This is a genomic window from Microbulbifer elongatus, from assembly GCF_020524885.1.
In the GTDB taxonomy this organism is placed as follows: Bacteria; Pseudomonadota; Gammaproteobacteria; order Pseudomonadales; family Cellvibrionaceae; genus Microbulbifer; species Microbulbifer elongatus_A.
Map to the genome: position 1 here is coordinate 31,142 of NZ_JAIVKJ010000004.1, position 17,804 is coordinate 48,945.

18 protein-coding genes are annotated in these 17,804 nt (G+C 54.2%); 12 read left to right on the forward strand and 6 right to left on the reverse strand.

Features of this window, described 5'->3' with window-relative positions; translation table 11 throughout:
• Nucleotides 1-39: 39 nt before the first annotated feature.
• The 9 genes from metX to ubiD all read left to right on the forward strand — a co-directional run bounded on the left by metX (nt 40) and on the right by ubiD (nt 8,837).
• Nucleotides 40-1,275 (forward strand): homoserine O-succinyltransferase MetX, encoded by a 1,236-nt coding sequence (gene metX, locus LC059_RS14665; protein WP_226704618.1) that lies wholly within the window; start codon nt 40-42, stop codon nt 1,273-1,275.
• Nucleotides 1,275-1,865, forward strand: a complete 591-nt coding sequence (gene metW / locus LC059_RS14670) for a methionine biosynthesis protein MetW (protein ID WP_226704802.1) — start codon at nt 1,275-1,277, stop codon at nt 1,863-1,865. Before metX ends, metW begins: the two co-directional genes overlap by 1 nt.
• Nucleotides 1,866-1,939: 74 nt before the next feature.
• Nucleotides 1,940-2,389, forward strand: a complete 450-nt coding sequence (locus LC059_RS14675) for a DUF4426 domain-containing protein (protein ID WP_226704619.1) — start codon at nt 1,940-1,942, stop codon at nt 2,387-2,389.
• Nucleotides 2,390-2,495: 106 nt separating this feature from the next.
• Entirely contained in the window at nt 2,496-3,140 is a 645-nt protein-coding gene (gene rdgB / locus LC059_RS14680; RefSeq protein ID WP_226704620.1) for an RdgB/HAM1 family non-canonical purine NTP pyrophosphatase, read from the forward strand.
• Between the two features lie 4 nt (nt 3,141-3,144).
• Nucleotides 3,145-4,371: a radical SAM family heme chaperone HemW gene (gene hemW / locus LC059_RS14685; RefSeq protein WP_226704621.1), complete on the forward strand. Its 1,227-nt coding sequence runs from the start codon at nt 3,145-3,147 to the stop codon at nt 4,369-4,371.
• A 217-nt stretch (nt 4,372-4,588) separates the two neighbouring features.
• Complete coding sequence (gene trxA / locus LC059_RS14690; protein WP_226704622.1) at nt 4,589-4,915, forward strand: thioredoxin TrxA; 327 nt, start codon at nt 4,589-4,591, stop codon at nt 4,913-4,915.
• A gap of 455 nt (nt 4,916-5,370) precedes the next feature.
• Nucleotides 5,371-6,630, forward strand: coding sequence for a transcription termination factor Rho (gene rho / locus LC059_RS14695; protein WP_043319751.1), 1,260 nt, complete (start codon nt 5,371-5,373; stop codon nt 6,628-6,630).
• A gap of 297 nt (nt 6,631-6,927) precedes the next feature.
• A complete protein-coding gene (locus tag LC059_RS14700) occupies nt 6,928-7,206 on the forward strand; it encodes an RNA recognition motif domain-containing protein (RefSeq protein WP_226704623.1) in 279 nt (92 codons plus the stop codon).
• A 167-nt stretch (nt 7,207-7,373) separates the two neighbouring features.
• The gene (gene ubiD, locus LC059_RS14705; RefSeq protein ID WP_226704624.1) at nt 7,374-8,837 is read left to right on the forward strand and encodes a 4-hydroxy-3-polyprenylbenzoate decarboxylase; all 1,464 of its coding nucleotides are present in this window, start codon (nt 7,374-7,376) and stop codon (nt 8,835-8,837) included.
• A gap of 410 nt (nt 8,838-9,247) precedes the next feature.
• On the opposite strand, the gene LC059_RS18140 is transcribed toward ubiD, so the two are convergent.
• From LC059_RS18140 to LC059_RS14720, 3 genes are all read right to left on the reverse strand, one after another.
• Entirely contained in the window at nt 9,248-9,343 is a 96-nt protein-coding gene (locus LC059_RS18140; RefSeq protein WP_226704625.1) for an IS3 family transposase, read from the reverse strand.
• Nucleotides 9,344-9,982, reverse strand: a complete 639-nt coding sequence (locus LC059_RS14715; RefSeq protein WP_226704803.1) for an IS3 family transposase — start codon at nt 9,980-9,982, stop codon at nt 9,344-9,346.
• Between the two features lie 85 nt (nt 9,983-10,067).
• Nucleotides 10,068-10,394 (reverse strand): transposase, encoded by a 327-nt coding sequence (locus LC059_RS14720; RefSeq protein ID WP_226704626.1) that lies wholly within the window; start codon nt 10,392-10,394, stop codon nt 10,068-10,070.
• Between the two features lie 1,018 nt (nt 10,395-11,412).
• Between LC059_RS14720 and LC059_RS14725 the strand changes: the two genes are divergently transcribed.
• From LC059_RS14725 to LC059_RS14735, 3 genes are all read left to right on the forward strand, one after another.
• Entirely contained in the window at nt 11,413-12,198 is a 786-nt protein-coding gene (locus LC059_RS14725; RefSeq protein ID WP_226704627.1) for a sulfotransferase, read from the forward strand.
• 857 nt (nt 12,199-13,055) lie between these two features.
• Nucleotides 13,056-13,457, forward strand: coding sequence for a hypothetical protein (locus LC059_RS14730; RefSeq protein ID WP_226704628.1), 402 nt, complete (start codon nt 13,056-13,058; stop codon nt 13,455-13,457).
• 57 nt (nt 13,458-13,514) lie between these two features.
• A complete protein-coding gene (locus LC059_RS14735) occupies nt 13,515-13,691 on the forward strand; it encodes a PLDc N-terminal domain-containing protein (protein WP_226704629.1) in 177 nt (58 codons plus the stop codon).
• Between the two features lie 132 nt (nt 13,692-13,823).
• Here LC059_RS14735 and LC059_RS14740 read toward each other — a convergent pair whose 3' ends face one another.
• From LC059_RS14740 to LC059_RS14750, 3 genes are all read right to left on the reverse strand, one after another.
• Nucleotides 13,824-14,633: a glycosyltransferase family 25 protein gene (locus LC059_RS14740; RefSeq protein WP_226704630.1), complete on the reverse strand. Its 810-nt coding sequence runs from the start codon at nt 14,631-14,633 to the stop codon at nt 13,824-13,826.
• Between the two features lie 201 nt (nt 14,634-14,834).
• Complete coding sequence (locus LC059_RS14745; protein ID WP_226704631.1) at nt 14,835-16,088, reverse strand: heme biosynthesis HemY N-terminal domain-containing protein; 1,254 nt, start codon at nt 16,086-16,088, stop codon at nt 14,835-14,837.
• The gene (locus LC059_RS14750; protein WP_226704632.1) at nt 16,085-17,653 is read right to left on the reverse strand and encodes a uroporphyrinogen-III C-methyltransferase; all 1,569 of its coding nucleotides are present in this window, start codon (nt 17,651-17,653) and stop codon (nt 16,085-16,087) included. Before LC059_RS14750 ends, LC059_RS14745 begins: the two co-directional genes overlap by 4 nt.
• Nucleotides 17,654-17,804: the final 151 nt, after the last annotated feature.

Below are 17,804 nucleotides of genomic sequence, written 5' to 3' on the forward strand. Positions count from 1 at the left end.
CCCACCTTTCGTAAACTTGGCGCCCCGCCCAGCAACGACATGCGAAAGATTTTGACCACGGAAGCGCAACCTCCTCAAAAAGGAAAGCCGACAGGGCTGCCCGCCAATTCTGTCGGCATCGTCGAGCCGCAAAGCCACACCTTTCCCGGCCCATTCAAGCTGGCCTGTGGCCGGGTACTGGATGAATACACACTGGTGTATGAAACCTACGGCACCCTGAACGCCGACAAAAGCAATGGCGTACTCATCTGTCACGCGCTTTCCGGGCATCATCACGCCGCCGGCTATCACAGCGAAAACGACAAGCGCCCGGGTTGGTGGGATCACTACATCGGTCCCGGCAAACCCATCGATACCGACAAGTTTTTTGTGGTGGCGCTGAATAATCTCGGTGGCTGCCACGGTTCTACCGGACCCACCTCGATCAACCCCGAGACCGGCAAGCCCTGGGGTCCGGATTTTCCGCCGCTGCGCGCGCGGGACTGGGTGCACAGTCAGGCGCAGTTGGCGGATCACCTCGGTATTCAGCAGTGGGCTGCAGTGGTCGGCGGCAGCCTCGGCGGTATGCAGGCAATGCGCTGGGCGCTGGAATATCCAGAGCGGCTGCGCCACTGCGTGGTCATTGCCTCAGCAATGAAACTGTCCGCACAAAATATCGCGTTCAACGAAACTGCGCGCCAGGCCATCACATCCGACCCGGATTTTCGCGATGGCCGCTATCTGGAACAGGAAACCCTGCCTCGCCACGGCCTGGCAGTGGCGCGGATGATCGGGCATATCACCTATCTTTCCGATGATGGCCTGGGCAAAAAATTTGGCCGCGAACTGCGCTCGGGTACGTTTGAGCAAGGTGTGGAAGAACTGGTGGAATTCCAGGTGCAGAGTTACCTGCGCTATCAGGGCGATACCTTTTCCAGCAGCTTTGATCCGAATACCTACATCCTGATGACCCGCGCACTGGATTATTTTGATCTGGCACGCGAGTACGAGGACGATCCGGTAAAGGCGTTTTCCAATGCCCGCTGCAAATTCTTCCTGGTGTCGTTTACCTCCGACTGGCGCTTTGCGCCGGAGCGCTCGCGGGAAATTGCCGACGCGCTGATGCACGCAAATATTCCTGTGAGTTACGCCGAAGTGGAATCGCCCATGGGGCACGATGCGTTCCTGTTACCGAATGCACGTTACGAAAACCTGTTTGCGGCCTACATGAACAACGTTGCCCGTGAAGAGAACGGTGTACAGAGCGCTGGGAAGAAAAGTGAGGTGCCGGCATGATGCGTAAAGACCTCGACATCATCCATAACTGGATTGCGCCTTCAACGAGGGTGCTTGATCTTGGTTGTGGTGATGGCGCGTTACTGGAGCGACTGGGAAAAGAAAAACAGGTCGGTGGCTACGGCCTGGAAATTGATCCGGAAGAGATCCAGAAGTGTGTCGAGCGCGGGGTGAACGTGGTCGAGCAAAACCTCGACAACGGCCTGAAGAACTTCGCTGACCAGAGTTTCGATACCGTAGTGATGACCCAGGCGTTGCAGACCCTGCGCTTCCCGCACCTGGTGGTAGAAGAAATGCTGCGAGTGGGGCGCGAGTGCATTATTACCTTTCCCAACTTTGGTCAGTGGAAGGCGCGCTGGCACCTGGCAGTTTCGGGTCGCATGCCGGTTTCCGACTTATTGCCGTACGAATGGTACGACACGCCCAATATTCACTTTTGTACTTTCAAAGACTTTGAGGTGCTTTGCCGTGAACACAGCTGGAAAATCCTGCACCGGCAAGTAGTCTCTGAGTCCCCGGTTTCCGGGGTTTTGAAGGATTTTTTGCCGAATCTTTTCGGAGAAACGGCGATTTACCATCTAACTCGCTAATATAAGGGTAGATGGTTGTTGAACGCGCCGCCTCTCAGGGAGGGGGCCGGTTTCAGAACTTTAAGGAGAACGCTGTGAAACGTCTGTTTGCTGCATTTATCTCAATTGCGCTGTTGTTCTGGGCAGCGGCGACTGCGGCCCAAGGGGCAAAGATCATTGAGAATCACCAGACTTTTGGCGACTACCGGGTAACCTACTCGGTGTTCAACAGTGATTTTATCTCTCCGGAAATCGCACGCCAGTACAACCTGGTACGTGCAGGGGACCGTGCCTTCGTCAATATCTCCGTGAGTAAGGCGGGAGATACCATGGGTACGAGTGCCGGTGTATCCGGCAATGCCACCAACCTGATCCAGCAGTCGCGCAACCTCGATTTTCAGGAGATTCGCGACAACAAGGCGGTTTACTACCTGGCACCGTTCCGGTTCGAGAATGAAGAAAACCTGACGTTCAATATCGACCTGGTTCTGCCGGACGGCAGCACCCAGCAGCTCACCTTCCGTCGGCAGCTGCACAAGAACTGATTAGCCATCTTCGCAATGCGTTACAGCGGGCCGCGTGAGCCCGCTGTTTTTGTTTTGGACGCAGAACATTCCCGCTTCTTTCTTGTGACTTTATTGGATTCAGGTCATGGACAAAATCGTTCTTGCCAGCGGTAATGCCGGCAAACTCAAGGAATTTTCCCAACTGTTTTCCGGCTGGCAAATCGCCGTGTTGCCGCAATCGGATTTCCTCGAGCAGGAGGCCGATGAAACCGGCCTCAGTTTTATCGAGAATGCCCTGATAAAAGCGCGTCACGCCAGCCGCGCCAGCGGCCTGCCTGCGCTTGCGGACGATTCCGGCCTTGCGGTGGATGCGCTCGGTGGTGCTCCCGGTATCTACTCGGCCCGTTATGCGGGCGCTGGTGCCAGTGACGAGGACAACAATCGCAAGTTGCTCGAGGCACTCGAGGATGTGCCCGCGAAAGAGCGCAGCGCTGCCTTCCACTGTGCGCTCGCCTTTGTACGCAGCGCAGATGACCCGGTGCCTCTGGTTTGTACCGCACACTGGTCCGGGCAAATTCTCACCCGGCCAGCCGGCGACCAGGGGTTTGGCTACGACCCCTTGTTTTATGTGCCCTCGGAAAAGCTCACCTCGGCCCAGCTGCCGCGAGAGGTGAAAAACCGCCTCAGCCACCGCGCGCAGGCGGTGAAAAAGTTTGAACAGCTGTGGCACGAGGAAATGGTGCTACCAGAGAAGCAGCGCCATGCGGATAGCGGCAAGAAGGTGATTTGAGCCGATGCCTTTGAACACCGATACCCTCCCTCTGCGACTGCCCCCACTAAGCCTCTACGTGCACATTCCCTGGTGTGTGCGCAAATGCCCCTACTGCGATTTTAATTCGCATGTTGTCTCGCATATCAGTGCACAGAGCGCGACCGCTGAGAGCCAGTTACCCGAGGCAGAGTATGTCGACCAGCTTGAGCGGGACCTGCGCAGCCAGCTTGGCTGGGTACAGGAGCGCAAGCTGGGCTCAATCTTCTTTGGCGGCGGCACGCCAAGCCTTTTTTCGCCACTGGCAATTGAGCGGATCCTGAATCTGGCGGAATCCCTGGTGGGCTTTGAGCCGGATATCGAAATCACGCTGGAGGCCAATCCGGGCACCTTCGAGCAGGCGAAGTTTGCCGGCTACCACAGCGCCGGGGTCAATCGCCTGTCGATTGGTGTGCAGAGCTTCGATCCGCTGCAGCTCCAGAACCTGGGGCGCATTCACTCCGGTCCGGAGGCCGAGACAGCCGCGACCCAGGCGCGCGCGGCGGGATTCGACAATATCAATATCGACCTGATGCACGGCCTGCCGGGGCAGGGCGAAGCCGATGCGTTGCAGGATCTTAAGCGCGCCGTGGAGCTGGGTGCCGAGCATATTTCCTGGTACCAGCTCACCATTGAACCGAACACGGCGTTCTACTCCGCACCGCCGGTGACGCCCGGGTCCGAGCAGATTGCGGCTATTCAGCGCGCTGGCCGCGCCTATCTGGCGGGTGAGGTCTATGGCCGCTACGAGGTTTCGGCCTACGCCCGCGCCGGGCTGGCCTCCCGTCACAACCTCAATTACTGGTCGTTCGCGGATTACATTGGCATCGGCGCCGGTGCCCACGGCAAATTTACCCTGCCGGAAAGCGACCGCATCATCCGCACCCAGCGCACACGCACGCCCAAAGACTACCTTGCGCTGGGTTGTGCGCTGGGGGAAGGCGGCGTGGAGTTCCCGCTGCCCAAAGTAAACGATGTGGCTGCGGCTGAGCGCCCGCTGGAGTTCCTGATGAACACCCTGCGGCTGGAAGCCGGGGTGCCCGCGGCGAGTTTCACCGCCTACACCGGGCTTCCGCTATCGGTCCTCGAGCGCGAATGGCCGCGGCTGCAGGCAATGGAGCTGGTGGAGCCCCTGGGTCCAAATATCGCTACCACAGCCTTTGGCTATGACTATGTAGACGAGATTCTGCAGCGGTTTCTTGGGGCAGGCTGAGCAGATTGGGCCTGACGGCCAAATCCACCCCTTGAAAAGCGCCCCCGGGCCCTCATATACGCCCAAATGCCAACGGTTGCCTGTAAAGGTCAACGGTGGCGAGACCATTTGCCTTGCGGGGCCTGCGGGCGGTACTTATTATGTTTGCCGGCGCAGCCGCTTCATGTGTGCCCGCGCAGCCGCTAGGCCCAAAGAAACAGAACCACAGGAAAGCACTATGAGCGCGAACATCGTCAACGTCACCGACGCAGAATTTGAAGGCGAAGTACTGAAGGCCGACGGCCCGGTACTGGTGGACTTCTGGGCCCAATGGTGCGGCCCGTGCAAGATGATCGCCCCGGTCCTGGAAGATCTGGCCGGCCACTACGGCGAGAAGCTGAAAATCGTCAAAGTGGACGTGGATGCCAACAAGGAGGCCGCGGCCAAATACAACGTGCGCGGTATCCCGACCCTGCTGCTGTTCAAGGGCGGCAACGTGGAAGGCACCAAGGTAGGCGCTCTGTCCCGCGCCCAGCTGACCGAGTTTATCGACAGCCAGATCTAATCTGGCTCCCGCGGGGCGCCCCCTATCAACCGGGGGGCGCCCCGTGTCGTTTCCGGCAACTGCAATGGTGGCTTAATCTGCCCAAAAAATAGGCCTTGCAGGATGCCGAAGTGCCGTTATACTGCCTAGTAATCAAAGTAACTGTTCAGTCCAGACCTGAGCCAAGTCGCCAACCCCGCTGTCGTCACAGCCTCTCCGGCGCAAACTCCTCAAGTTGAACGATTTCCCCTCTGGCACTTTTTGCCAAGCCTAGTGTGCCAATGTGAGCGGTTATCTGTGTTCAAGTTGTATTCAAGCGTGTGTTTTTGCTTGTGATTTAGTGAGTAGCGTGCGGTCAGCTTATCCGGCGACCAGTCGATACGGGCATTATCAACATCGAACTTTCAAATCCCCCCGCAAAAAATTCCGGTGCGTCCGCGCCAAATGACAGAAGAAACCTAAATAAAGCAATTGGTATGAACCTTTCTGAATTAAAAACCAAACCTATTGAAGAGCTGATTGAAATTGCCAAGGGCATGGGGCTCGAAAACCTCGCCCGCTCGCGCAAACAGGACATCATATTCAATATCCTCAAGCGCCACGCCAAAAGCGGCGAAGATATCTACGGCGAAGGGGTGTTGGAGATTCTTCAGGACGGGTTTGGCTTTTTGCGGTCTGCCGACTCTTCCTACCTCGCAGGCCCCGATGATATCTACGTTTCTCCCAGTCAGATCCGCCGCTTCAACCTCCGCACCGGCGACTCCATTTCCGGCAAGATCCGTCCCCCCAAAGAAGGTGAGCGCTACTTCGCACTGCTGAAGGTCAGCGAGATCAACTTCGACAAGCCGGAAAATGCGCGCAACAAGATCCTGTTTGAGAACCTCACGCCGCTGTTCCCGAATGACCGCCTTGGTCTCGAGTGCGGCAATGGCTCCTCCGAGGATCTGATCGGCCGCATCATCGACCTGGTGGCGCCAATTGGCAAAGGCCAGCGCGGTTTGATTGTTGCACCGCCCAAAGCGGGTAAAACCATCATGTTGCAGAACATGGCCCAGGCCATCACCCGCAACAACCCGGAGTGCCACCTGATCGTACTGCTGATCGACGAGCGCCCGGAAGAAGTGACCGAGATGCAGCGCTCCGTGCGCGGCGAAGTGGTTGCCTCCACCTTCGACGAGCCGCCGGCCCGTCACGTTCAGGTGGCAGAGATGGTGATCGAAAAGGCCAAGCGCCTGGTAGAACACAAGAAAGACGTGGTGATCCTGCTGGATTCCATCACCCGTCTGGCACGCGCCTACAACACCACCGTACCAAGCTCCGGCAAGGTGCTCACCGGTGGTGTGGATGCACACGCTCTGGAGCGCCCGAAGCGCTTCTTTGGTGCTGCGCGGAACATCGAAGAGGGCGGCAGCCTCTCCATCATCGCCACCGCGCTGGTAGACACCGGCTCGAAGATGGACGAAGTGATTTTCGAAGAGTTCAAGGGCACCGGTAACATGGAGCTGCAACTGGACCGCAAGATCGCCGAGAAGCGCGTTTACCCGGCCATTAATGTGCGCCGCTCCGGTACCCGTCGCGAAGAGCTGCTGATGCCGGAGGGCGAGCTGCAGAGAGTGTGGATCCTGCGCAAACTGCTGCACGATATGGAAGACCTCGCTGCCACCGAATTCCTCATCGACAAGCTGAAGGACTTCAAGACCAACGACGAATTCTTCCTGTCCATGAAACGGAAATAATTCCGATACACAATAAGGGCCTGCGCAAGATGCAGGCCTTTTTTGCATCTTGAGGACAATTTTTGCAATGCGACGAATCAGGCGCGAAATTACGCCGAATTCAGTTGAAAAGGCATTGCGATAGGCATATAAAGGCCAACATTGATGTGTTGAACAGTATTTCAACACTGTCCCGAATTGGTCCCGCGCGGCTGGGAAGTCGAGCGATTCAGGATCAGTCTCAAATGGTGAACTCGGTGGAGCTGGTTGCCATTTGTGTATTGCTCGACAGCCCACTGACTCTAGTGAGACTTTTTTGTGAATATCTATATCGGAAATCTGGCCTACGGCGTAACCTCTGACGAACTGCACGAAGCATTTGGTGCGTTCGGTGAAATCTCCCGGGCTACTGTAATCACTGACCGGGAAACTGGCCGTTCTAAAGGTTTTGGTTTCGTAGAAATGCCGAACGACGACGAAGCGCGTAAGGCAATCGAAGAAATGAATGACCAGCCGCTGTCTGGCCGTAACATCCGTGTTAACGAAGCCAAACCGCGCGAAGACCGTGGTGACCGTCCGCGTCGCCCACGCTTCTAAGACACGTTTTACCGTCTAGAAGCACGGCAGCCCGCAGCGCCTCAACTGCTGCGGGTTGTTCAAAACTCTCTCCCGCTACAACATCACGCCTCCCGGCGCGGTGCAATTCCCTATTTTGTCGTGACTGTTTTACACTGGCCGTCGAAATTCTCGTCGACCGGTAAAACATGAAATACAAAGACCTGCGCGACTTCATCCGTCTACTGGAAAAGCGCGGCCTGCTAAAACGCATCAAACACCCCGTCAGCCCCTATTTGGAAATGACAGAAATTGCCGACCGCGTGCTGCGCGCCGGTGGCCCTGCACTGCTGTTTGAAAACCCTACCGGCTACGACACCCCGGTACTTGCCAACCTGTTTGGCACCCCCGAGCGGGTTGCGCTGGGCATGGGGCGCGAGTCCGTCAGCGAACTGCGGCAAGTGGGCGAACTGCTCGCCTTCCTGAAGGAGCCGCAACCGCCGGAAGGCCTGCGCGATGCGTGGGAAAAGCTGCCCATCTTCAAACAAGTGATGAACATGGGCCCGAAGGTTGTCAGCAAGGCCGATTGTCAGCAGTATGAAATCGATACCGCGGACATCGACCTCACCAAGCTGCCAATCCAGACCTGTTGGCCTGGCGACGCTGCACCGCTGGTCACCTGGCCGCTGGTCATTACCAGGGGGCCGGAAAAGAAGCGCCAGAACCTCGGCATCTACCGCATGCAGCTGATCGGCAGGAACCGCCTGATCATGCGCTGGCTCTCCCACCGCGGCGGCGCTCTCGACTTCCGCGAATGGCAGCAAAAGTTCCCAGGCGAACCCTTCCCGGTCGCTGTGGCCCTCGGTGCCGACCCGGCCACAATCCTCGGCGCGGTCACCCCGGTGCCGGATACCCTCTCCGAATACGCCTTCGCCGGCCTGCTGCGTGGTGGCAAAACCGAAGTGGCGGAAGCGAAGCTCAGTGATCTGCAGGTGCCGGCCAGCGCGGAATACGTACTGGAGGGCTATATTTACCCGGACGATATGGCCGATGAAGGCCCCTACGGCGACCATACTGGCTACTACAACGAAGTCGATAGCTTCCCCGTATTCACGGTCGAGAAGATTACCCACCGCAAAGACCCGATCTATCACAGCACCTACACCGGCCGTCCACCGGATGAGCCCGCAGTGCTGGGAGAGGCGCTGAACGAAGTATTCGTACCAATTCTGCGCAAGCAGTTCCCGGAAATTGTGGACTTCTATTTGCCCCCGGAAGGCTGCTCGTACCGCCTCGCCGTGGTCACCATGAAAAAGCAATACCCGGGCCACGCCAAGCGGGTGATGATGGGCGTGTGGTCTTTCCTGCGGCAATTCATGTACACCAAGTTCGTCATCGTCACCGACGAAGACGTCAATGCTCGCGACTGGAACGATGTGATATGGGCGATGACCACCCGCATGGATCCTGCACGTGACACCGTCATGGTGGAAAACACCCCGATTGATTACCTGGATTTCGCCTCCCCGGTCTCCGGCCTCGGCTCCAAAATCGGTTTCGACGCGACCAATAAATGGGAAGGTGAAACCACAAGGGAGTGGGGACGCCCGATCGTAAAAGATCCGGAAGTGACGAAGAAAATTGATGAATTCTGGAGTGACCTGGGGCTGTAAATAGCCCGACGAAAAACGCCAAGGAGGGCGAATCGAATTGTGAAAGTAGTGTATACACCTCAGAGGAAATCACAGTGGTGCAACAGCAAGCCTAACAGCCGAAAATCCCGAACGGAAGCCTCTGGTGCACAAGCGCCGATGGAGATTAGTCAAAATATCCAATGACGAGGTCTGGTTCCGCATTGAGATCTAAAAAAATGGGCGGTCGATGGAGCGCAATTGCCAAATGTCAGTTTTAAAACGCGCCATGACTGAACGTGGTAGTGGCAATCGCATGATCGTCGGAGGCTGATCGATTAAGATTATTACGGAATGAGGTTGATTTATTCCTGAGGTTGGCATCGCTAGATATCGGCTCCAAATTTGTATTGTTAGCCCTTGGTCTTACCCACAAACAGTAGACACCATAATTACGTGCACCTGCGCTCATACTCTGCTGGACTTACGTAGCCCAGTGTAGAGTGCCTACGTACTCTGTTATAGAAAACTTCGATGTATTCGAACACCTAAGACTTCGCCTGACTGATACTCTCAAAGTTCATCGCATACACCAGCTCAACCTTCAGACGAATGAAGAACGACTCCATCGCAGCATTGTCCCAGCAGTTGGCCTGACGGCTCATGCTCGGACGGCAATGGTTGGCCAGGAGCATGTCCTGGTAGCACTGAGCATGATACTGCACCCCTCGATCCGAATGCACAATCAGCCCAGGCCTCGACTCTCTCTGCCCCAGCGCCATCTTCAGGGCTCTCTGCGTGAGCAATTCTGTCATTTGCGAGTCCTGTGCCCAACCCACTATTCGACGTGAGTACAGGTCCATGACCACCGCCAGATACAACCACCGGTCCCGGGCCCAGATGTAAGTGATGTCGCTGGTCCAGCGTCGATTTGGCCGATCAACCTGAAAGCACCGTTTCAACAGGTTGGCGGAAACGTTGATCCTGCTCTTGACCGGCCGGCTATAGCGAAATCCTTTGCCGCTCCTCGCTCGGATATGATCCCTATGCATGATTCCGGCGATATAGTTGGTTGAGCAGGGTATCCCTGCCTCAACCAGCTCCTGAGTGATCCGGGGGGCACCATAACGTGCCTTGAAGGCTTTGAAGGTGTCCCTTACTTTCTCGGCAACATACCTCTTACGGATAGGCCGCGGGCTCTCCGCTCAATACCCTGAAGCAGATACTTCTAAACACCGACACATCAAGCTGACTGGGAAAAACCCTACATGCTCACGTATCAGTGCGTACTTTACTCTTGGTGGTTCGCAAAGACGCAGCTGCCGTTTTTAGAAACTCGACCTCCTGGCGAGCCTCATGCAGCTCTCTCTTCAGCTTGCGTACTTCAGCACTCTCCTGCTTGGAGTAATCAGCCCCATCCAGGCTATTGAATTGCTTTTCAGAGAGCCGATTGAACTGTCGTCGCCAGTTGTAGATTTGCTGAGCGCTCACACCCAGCTCTCGAGCTACTGAGGCAGTTGTAGCACCGGGCTTGTCGGCCCGCTTGACAGCCTCCCTGCGAAACTCTTCCGTATACGCCTGAGCTCTTTTCTTACTCATAATCATAATACACCTCCGTGCTAGGCCGAAACCTAACTATACAGGGTGTCTACTAAACGTGGGTAAGTCTTCCCTCTACCGCCAACGACAATAAGAGTATGGCCCCAAGCTGATCAGTCGAGTCTGCCGGTACGGATGTACGCTAAATTTAAATCACATATTCGCTTATAGTGTTTAAGCTTTTACCGGAAAAGTAGTCTGATAAAGCCTTAGGTCTAATTTATTTAACTCATCAACCGGGAAGTGAGCTCGTTTCGAGTGTACCGAATTAGTTTTATGAGTCTGTACTATATATTTTTCCAAATAGTATAATTGTTGTGTGATTTGGGTGCAGTTTCAAGACGTTCATTCGGCGAGCTGTAAGAAGATTTATCAGATAAATGTTGCCCTAAGCGCCATGTCAATCACATTTTAAGGGGCTCTACTCATCGATATTTACCCGAATTTCGAGAATGCCACCCAAATTACTTTCCATCGCGTGCGCATGCTTCAGACTTTTCACGGTAATCATATTCATCAGAAAATAGAGCTAGATATAAAACGTAACACTCAGAAAATGAAATTTCAGCTATTGATATTTGTGTTCTTTTTATAATGGCGTGCTGGCAAGAAATGGGTTCTTGCCGAAATTATAAGCGATTCCTTAACATTTAACTCTGAATTCGATCGTCTAATCAAGAATGTGTGGTAATCAGAGGTGGAGGTTGGTGACTCTTATTTTAACTGACTTCGGGTGTCTAGATTGACAGGCCGCATATTTTTTTACGTTTCCGGCGGAGAGATTCAGTACAATATTATGGCTAGGGAATGTGGAGGTTATCAGCGTAAGCGTTCTAGCCTCTAAACTTGTTAGCATTGGCGTCTTTGGTATTGTTGCCGAGTCTTTTGAAAATAAGTGACGGTGAGGGAAATCGTCTCTGCGATTTGGCAGTTTCAAAGGCATTGGTTTAGTGGATTTTCAAGAGGCTGAGGTTCAATGTGAATCTACAGTTAGTGATTGAAAAATGGAGAGCTTGATATGGATAAACATTTCATCCTTACTCATGGAAGAAGTGGCAGTAATTTTTTAGCGAACACACTGAATAAACACCCTTCGCTGGTTAATTTGGGGGAGGTGTTGGGGGATTGGACTCTGGCATATCGTCTATTTTCTCTGTACCAAAAGACAGGGAGAAGTTTGGCGGATTTTCTGGATACGCTGTATTCAAGTGACGCGTTGTTTTATTCGGCTCAGGCGGTATCTGCGATCAGCCATTTTAGGCGAGGGAGTGAGATAAACTTCAAAAGAAAACCCTCTATCAAAAGTCTTGGGATGAAAGATTTCGTTTTTCTACTTGATAAACGTGGATTGGGAAATTATTTGCATACAAGGGACGATATCAAGGTTATCTATCTAACTCGCAGAAATCACTTCAGTAGGTACCTTTCACTATTGAATATGCAAAAATCTGGTGTGGTTAAAGCCGAAAGCCTACCTTTGGAGAGCAATAAATACACGATTGATGTTCAGGATCTTCTGACGAGCATAAAATGCTACAGAGAAGAGGAGGAAGCGGGAGACAAAATTGTCGAGGGTATTCCAGTAGCGAGGGTGGCAGCAGTGGACTACGAAGAGTATCTCCTAAACGCTGAAACTTTGGAGAAGACGCATTCTGATCTGTTCGAGTTTTTAGGGGTGGAGGATATCAAGGTATCGTCATCGCAAAAAAAGATCCTTTCCAAAGATCCCCGTGAGCATATTGTCAACTATGGCGAGGTTGTTGAGGCGCTGGTGCAGGCGGGCTATGAAAAATACCTCAATTAAGAATGCAACAAGTTTTCGACTGCAGATAAATCCAGCGTCTAAGATGGCATAAGTGCGTGAATTTCACTCTGCGCCGTCAGCAAGAAACTCGATTAAGTAAGTAATATGTCGGACGAAGCCTCCAAGCTGTGTTGTTCTGTCTATGTGTCCAGTTAAATCAGCTGCGCATCCAGAATTAATTCAGCAACCTGCTGGGTTAGTCGTAGCCGAAATACACTTAATGGAGTTCGGTGTACGATTACGAGCAATCCTAAGAGCGCAGCTTGATGAGGTATATTCTTTGCTGGGTACGCCTTGAGAATTGGTGTGGGGTGACACCACTGGTACCTGTGTCTAGCTAAGAGATTAGGTCTTTTTAGAAAGTAAATTACTATATTCGGAAGTTATCTTCTGTGCTTAGCATAGCCTATGCGATGTTGTTCTTATCGTTAACGCCACTTGTGTGACCACCATAAATTTTATGCTAATTACAGCGTGGGAAATAAATATTTGAGTTGGTCTTTGGCTTAGTGGGATTTTTAGGAATTCTTAAACTCGGACAATGCAAAATTGCATGAGCGTAATTTGAGCCGACGAAATATTGTTAGTCGATCCAGTTTTTGTCGCTTGGCTTCAGTATTATTTAAATATCTGTGAGCATTTTGTTCGCTAATGTAGCGACGCATCAGGCTTATTAAAGTCAAAAATTGAAGCGTGTGTATGAGTGGTTGGGAGGTTGGGTTATGGCCCCCGTTACTTGGTCAAGTTCGCCGGTGATGTTTGGCTGGAGTTTCCAGAGTGGATGTCGATATTAGTCTTCATTTTCAATGATCTTATTTTTTGTTTTCTATCGTTCTTTAAATTTGCTTGGTGTCAGCATGAAGTTTTTTATTCACATCTTTTTTGGTGTATGTTTTTTTTCAGTCAGCGCTCACTCTACTGATGTCGAGGGTGTGTGGGAACTCGTCAGCGGCGAGTACAAAAACGAGCACGGCGAAATGATCGCTTACGATGAAATCGGCTTGAGGTCTCTAAAGATCATCTCTGGCTCGCATTTCAGTTTTACGTCAATGAAAGGTGATGACTTTTGGGCCTCGGGTTCTGGCACCTATAGCTTTAACGAAGGCCGCTATGTGGAAGAGCTGAAGTTCAATTCTTTTGGTGAGAAGCCCGGTGCGCAGTTTTCATTTAGTGCTGAACTGGATGGCGAGTACTGGCGCAATGCCCGTTGGGATGATGGCGAGCGGGTTGAATTTGAAGTCTGGAAGCGGGTGGATTGACCTGGCTGGTAACTATACTGTCGTTTTCCAATTCAAACGTAGCGGGAGGCTCGTCCTATGGAGGGATTGTTAGGTTTACTGATTCTGATCGCGGATATCTACGCCATCATCAAGATTGTGCAGAGTTCTGCGAGCGGTCTCAAGAAGCTGGTGTGGGTATTACTTGTACTGGTGTTCCCGATAATCGGCCTGATCATTTGGTATTTCATGGGGCCGGGTGGCCGCGGCGGCTGAGTGCCTTGTGACCGCTCAAAATTGAGACTGAAAAATCATGCTTATTTCATTGCCGGACGCTGTCGCCGGCAATGAAATTGTGTGTATGACTTGCTACACCTTAACTAGCCTAGCCTTTTACTTTCCTCTATCTCACTTCATTCGTATGGTGTTGCCGGTGCGAGTCTCTGGTAGCCCGCATGGATAGAATTCTTGTGCATGTTTTTTCAGGTAGGAGTGTCGGATGTGACTTCGATACGCTTTGTAAATTTGAAATTTGATTTTTTCATGGAGCCTCATTTTCGGTAATTTTTTTGGTGTCCTCGAAATAGTGGAGCTACAGATGCGCTCATAAATTAGGTGCGGTTCTATACCAAATAGTCGCAGGTCAAACTCAAAGAAATGGTCGTATAATTTATCTATGGGTTCATAGATATTAGAAGCAAAGTCCAAAATCTTCTTCATGCCGGGGCGAGAGAGCACATATCCTTGAGTGCCACACCAGCCGCGTTCGGGTCGAACAATTTCATGCAAATGCTGACGGTCCTCAAACAGTGGGGCCACAATTTTACGCTTGCGTATCTTCAGCGCCATCAGGCGAATCATTTCATACTCATCGGGCAGATCGAGCAATTTTTTTAGGCACGTGCCAAAGTCGGGCTCCAAAAGCACGTCATCTTCCATGATGCAAGCCCGGTCGTATCCGTGATCGTAAGCCAGCTTGATTGTTCGGTAATGGGACAGATAGCAGCCAAGCTCGGACGAGGTGAGTGAACGCTTATGACGGATCTTAGCTTCGCTTTCATCGAGAAATTCATCACCTTGTAAGCTAGGCATCATTTTGCGCCCATCCACAGCTGGAGAAAGCTTGGGGTCTAGTCCGTGAGATTTCAGAGATGAAAGTAGTTCTTGCGTTTGAGGGTCCTGTTCATTTAATGAAATAACCCAACACCCGAGCTTCATATGGTTACCTTGTTTCGCTGAGGAGGACGTGGCGCTGCATGTGGGATACTACCTGAATATCCGTGGCTGAGCAGCGACGCCATTTGAGCTGGATGGACCGATGGAACACAAAGGTATGGCTGGCGGTGTTTTACCGCTAGCCATTGTTCGTTTACAAGGTTTGCGCCGGGCAGCCGTAACGGGGGGTGGCTGAGCTGCGCTTCAGGATGCTTTGGTGCTGAGCATGCCAGTGCCCTGGTCCGGCAGCGGCAGTTGGGGCAGGTCGGAAACTGCCTGCAAAAGACCTTGTTCGTAAAGGCGCGCGGCCTGCTCCTTTTCCCCTAGTGCGTACAGGAGCCTGGCGAGTTCCGCAGAGGTAACTGGGTCGGAGCGCAGCAGCAGGCTTTTTTCAAAATACTGCCGCGCTTTGCCCCAGATTTCGTTGCGTAGGCACAGGCGGCCGAGGCAGGTCAGCAAGTCCGCATTTTCCCCGTATTCTTTTTGCCAGCCATCGGCCACGGACAGCTGCTGGTTGGCGTCGGCGCCGGTGAGGTGCCCATAGAGCCGCACAGTGTCACCGCGCCACTCCCGGTTCAGAATCCAGCGCAGGTGTTTTTCCGCTTCGGTGTCGTCACCCACTTTGTGCAGCATCTCGCCGTAGAGGTTGCGCAGCTCGATGTTGCGCTGCCAGCGGCCGTTTAGGCTCTGCCAGACTTCCCGAAGCTTTTCCCGGTCTTTGCGATTGGCCGCTTCGCGCAGCAGGTTCTGGTAGACCTCGAGCTCCAGTTGCTGGAGCTGGGACTCCGGCATGGTGCCGTGCTTTTCCAGGCGCGGTAACAGCTCTCGCAATCCGTTCCATTCACCGATGTGGTAGTAGGCCTGCCGCAGCAATTGCAGCAGTGCGGGATGGTTGGGTTCCTCCTGCATGGCGCGCTGAAGGCTGGCGATGCATTGCTCGTAATGTTTGTCGAGCAGTTGCATACGTGCCTGGCTGATAGCGACGGCGAGTTGGGTGTCGTCACCGGTGGCTTCGGCTTTTGCCAGCAGTTCGTTGGCCTCATCCCGGTAGCCCAGTTCAAACGCGCTGCGTGCGGCGGCCAGGTAGTTGATGATGGGTGCATCCGAGCGTGCGGCGCTTTTCAGCAGCAGGCGGCGGGCGCGCGCCCAGTTGCCTTCCATGTACTCCACCAGGCCGTTGGTAAGGCGGCGGCGAGCCATCCGGCTGCGACCGAAGCGGATACGGCTGACGCTGCCCTCGATGGCGCGGGCGAGACTGCGCAGCAGCCAGATGGCGAGGAACAGCGCCAGGATACCCAGCACCAGCCCGCCGATGGCCACCCACAGGTTCATCTCGATGCGTTTGCCTGCGTCGCCACCCACGGTCAGCAGTAAGTACCCCGGGTATGAGCGCATGGCCTCCGCCAGGAATGCACCGCCGAGCAGCAATAGCAGGGTAAAGAAAAGGAAGCGTTTCACTGGAAGCTGCCTCCGTTACCGCTGTCGTCGGACTGCCCCGAGGAGACCTTGTGCATCCGCTCGATGTAATTGCGCAGGGCACTTTGCGAGGCGCTGAGGTTGGGCAGTTCTGTTCTGATTTTTTCCTGGCTGAGTTCTTCCAGCTCGCGCAGGATCACCTGGCGTTGGGGGTTGTCCACGCCGTAGTCGAGCAGCAGCTGCCGGGCGTGGGAGATGGAATCCTTGAACACGGTCTCGTCGGCGCGTAGCACCGCCAGTTCTGCCTGTTCCATGTTTAGGCGCAGGCTCTGACGGAAGCGGGTTTCGCTCTGGGGGGAGAGCAGTACCGGGTCCACTTCACCGTCGCGTATGCGCACCGAGCCTCTGAGGAAATTTACGAAATTGTCCCAACTGGAGCGGAAGTGGTCCTCACCTACCTCGGTATTGTCTGCCTGGGTCTGGGCAGCGGCTGCATCCCGTTTGGCAAGATCGAACTGGGGCTGGATATTGAGCTTCACCATCTGTTCTTCCAGCGCGCGCAGGCGCAGGTAGATTCCCTCGCGGTCCACGTTCTCCACCAGTTTGAGCGCGGTAATGTCCCGCGCCAGCTGCTGGCGCACGCCATAGAGATCCGGCAGATCTACCTGGCGCACGATGGTGTCCACTTCCTTGAGCAGACCTAGGGCGGCGCGGCTGTCCTGCTCCAGCATCAGGCGCTGGTTGGCGAGGCGCAGCAGGTAATCGGCTTCGGCCAGTTGCCAGTCTTCGCGGCTGGCGTTGCCCAACTGGCTGAGGCGGGCACCCTGGGCAGTTACATTGCGCTGCAGACCCGCAAGCTGCTGTTGCAGCTGCTGGATGGTCTGACTCTGTTGCGAAAGCTGCTGGTTTTGCTGGGAAAGTTGCTGACGCAACTCACTGATCATTTGTGCGTTCTGGTGCTGCGGCGGAACCGGTGATGTGCCCATGGGTGTTGCTGGCGACGAATTCGCGTCATCTGGTGTGGGGCGCGATTCCCCCGGCTGCAGCATGGGTTGTTCGGGAACCGGGGGCTGCTGGGTTGCGCTTGCGGCTCCGGACTGAGAATCCGTGGCGGTGTCGGCTGGCGATTGGGTGTCGTTACCGGTAACGCTCTGCGCAGCGGAGCCAGTTGCGGTGCTTTGCGCAGGCGCCGTCACGGTGATCGGGTCGCGGGAGGAGAAATACTCACCGATTACTGGCAGTGATTGCAGGTGCTGCCCCACCTGCTGGCGTACGCCGGGTAGCAGGTACCAGGCAGCAACGGCGACGGCGATCAAGAACAGTATCAGTAGCCAGAACCAGGTCCAGCCACGGCCTTTTTGGGCGGTGCGCGCCTGGGGTGGTTTCTTGGCTGACCCGGACGCGGATTTACTCGCGGGCTTGTCTGTGCCCTTGCCTTTGTCTTTACCAGTGTCTTTGCCGGTCGATTGTGCCGCCTTGGCGAAGTTGCTTTTGGGTTCTGCTTTTTCGGTCACCACCGGCACATCCTGGGGTAGTTTCTTGTCCGCGGCTTTGTTATCGCCACTGTTTTCCGGGTTGGAGGACGGTGGGGCTTTTTTATCGCTCATGAACTCGCTTGCTCAGAATGGATGCCGGGGTGCGCTTGGCACCTGCGTTTCCAACGGTTGCAGAACCGCATGTGCCGCTTTGGTAAAAGCGCGGCGGAGATTGCCGCAAACGTTGAAAGAAATTTTGTCGCCAAATTATAGCGACTGCAGC

What these genes read in the sequence shown, in the direction of transcription:
- metX (WP_226704618.1), top strand. Translation starts at nt 40, where the DNA reads ATGCGAAAGATTTTGACCACGGAAGCGCAACCTCCTCAAAAAGGAAAG.
- metW (WP_226704802.1), top strand. Translation starts at nt 1,275, where the DNA reads ATGCGTAAAGACCTCGACATCATCCATAACTGGATTGCGCCTTCAACG.
- rdgB (WP_226704620.1), top strand. Translation starts at nt 2,496, where the DNA reads ATGGACAAAATCGTTCTTGCCAGCGGTAATGCCGGCAAACTCAAGGAA.
- hemW (WP_226704621.1), top strand. Translation starts at nt 3,145, where the DNA reads ATGCCTTTGAACACCGATACCCTCCCTCTGCGACTGCCCCCACTAAGC.
- trxA (WP_226704622.1), top strand. Translation starts at nt 4,589, where the DNA reads ATGAGCGCGAACATCGTCAACGTCACCGACGCAGAATTTGAAGGCGAA.
- rho (WP_043319751.1), top strand. Translation starts at nt 5,371, where the DNA reads ATGAACCTTTCTGAATTAAAAACCAAACCTATTGAAGAGCTGATTGAA.
- ubiD (WP_226704624.1), top strand. Translation starts at nt 7,374, where the DNA reads ATGAAATACAAAGACCTGCGCGACTTCATCCGTCTACTGGAAAAGCGC.
- LC059_RS14720 (WP_226704626.1), bottom strand. Translation starts at nt 10,394, where the DNA reads ATGAGTAAGAAAAGAGCTCAGGCGTATACGGAAGAGTTTCGCAGGGAG.
- LC059_RS14725 (WP_226704627.1), top strand. Translation starts at nt 11,413, where the DNA reads ATGGATAAACATTTCATCCTTACTCATGGAAGAAGTGGCAGTAATTTT.
- LC059_RS14730 (WP_226704628.1), top strand. Translation starts at nt 13,056, where the DNA reads ATGAAGTTTTTTATTCACATCTTTTTTGGTGTATGTTTTTTTTCAGTC.
- LC059_RS14735 (WP_226704629.1), top strand. Translation starts at nt 13,515, where the DNA reads ATGGAGGGATTGTTAGGTTTACTGATTCTGATCGCGGATATCTACGCC.
- LC059_RS14740 (WP_226704630.1), bottom strand. Translation starts at nt 14,633, where the DNA reads ATGAAGCTCGGGTGTTGGGTTATTTCATTAAATGAACAGGACCCTCAA.
- LC059_RS14750 (WP_226704632.1), bottom strand. Translation starts at nt 17,653, where the DNA reads ATGAGCGATAAAAAAGCCCCACCGTCCTCCAACCCGGAAAACAGTGGC.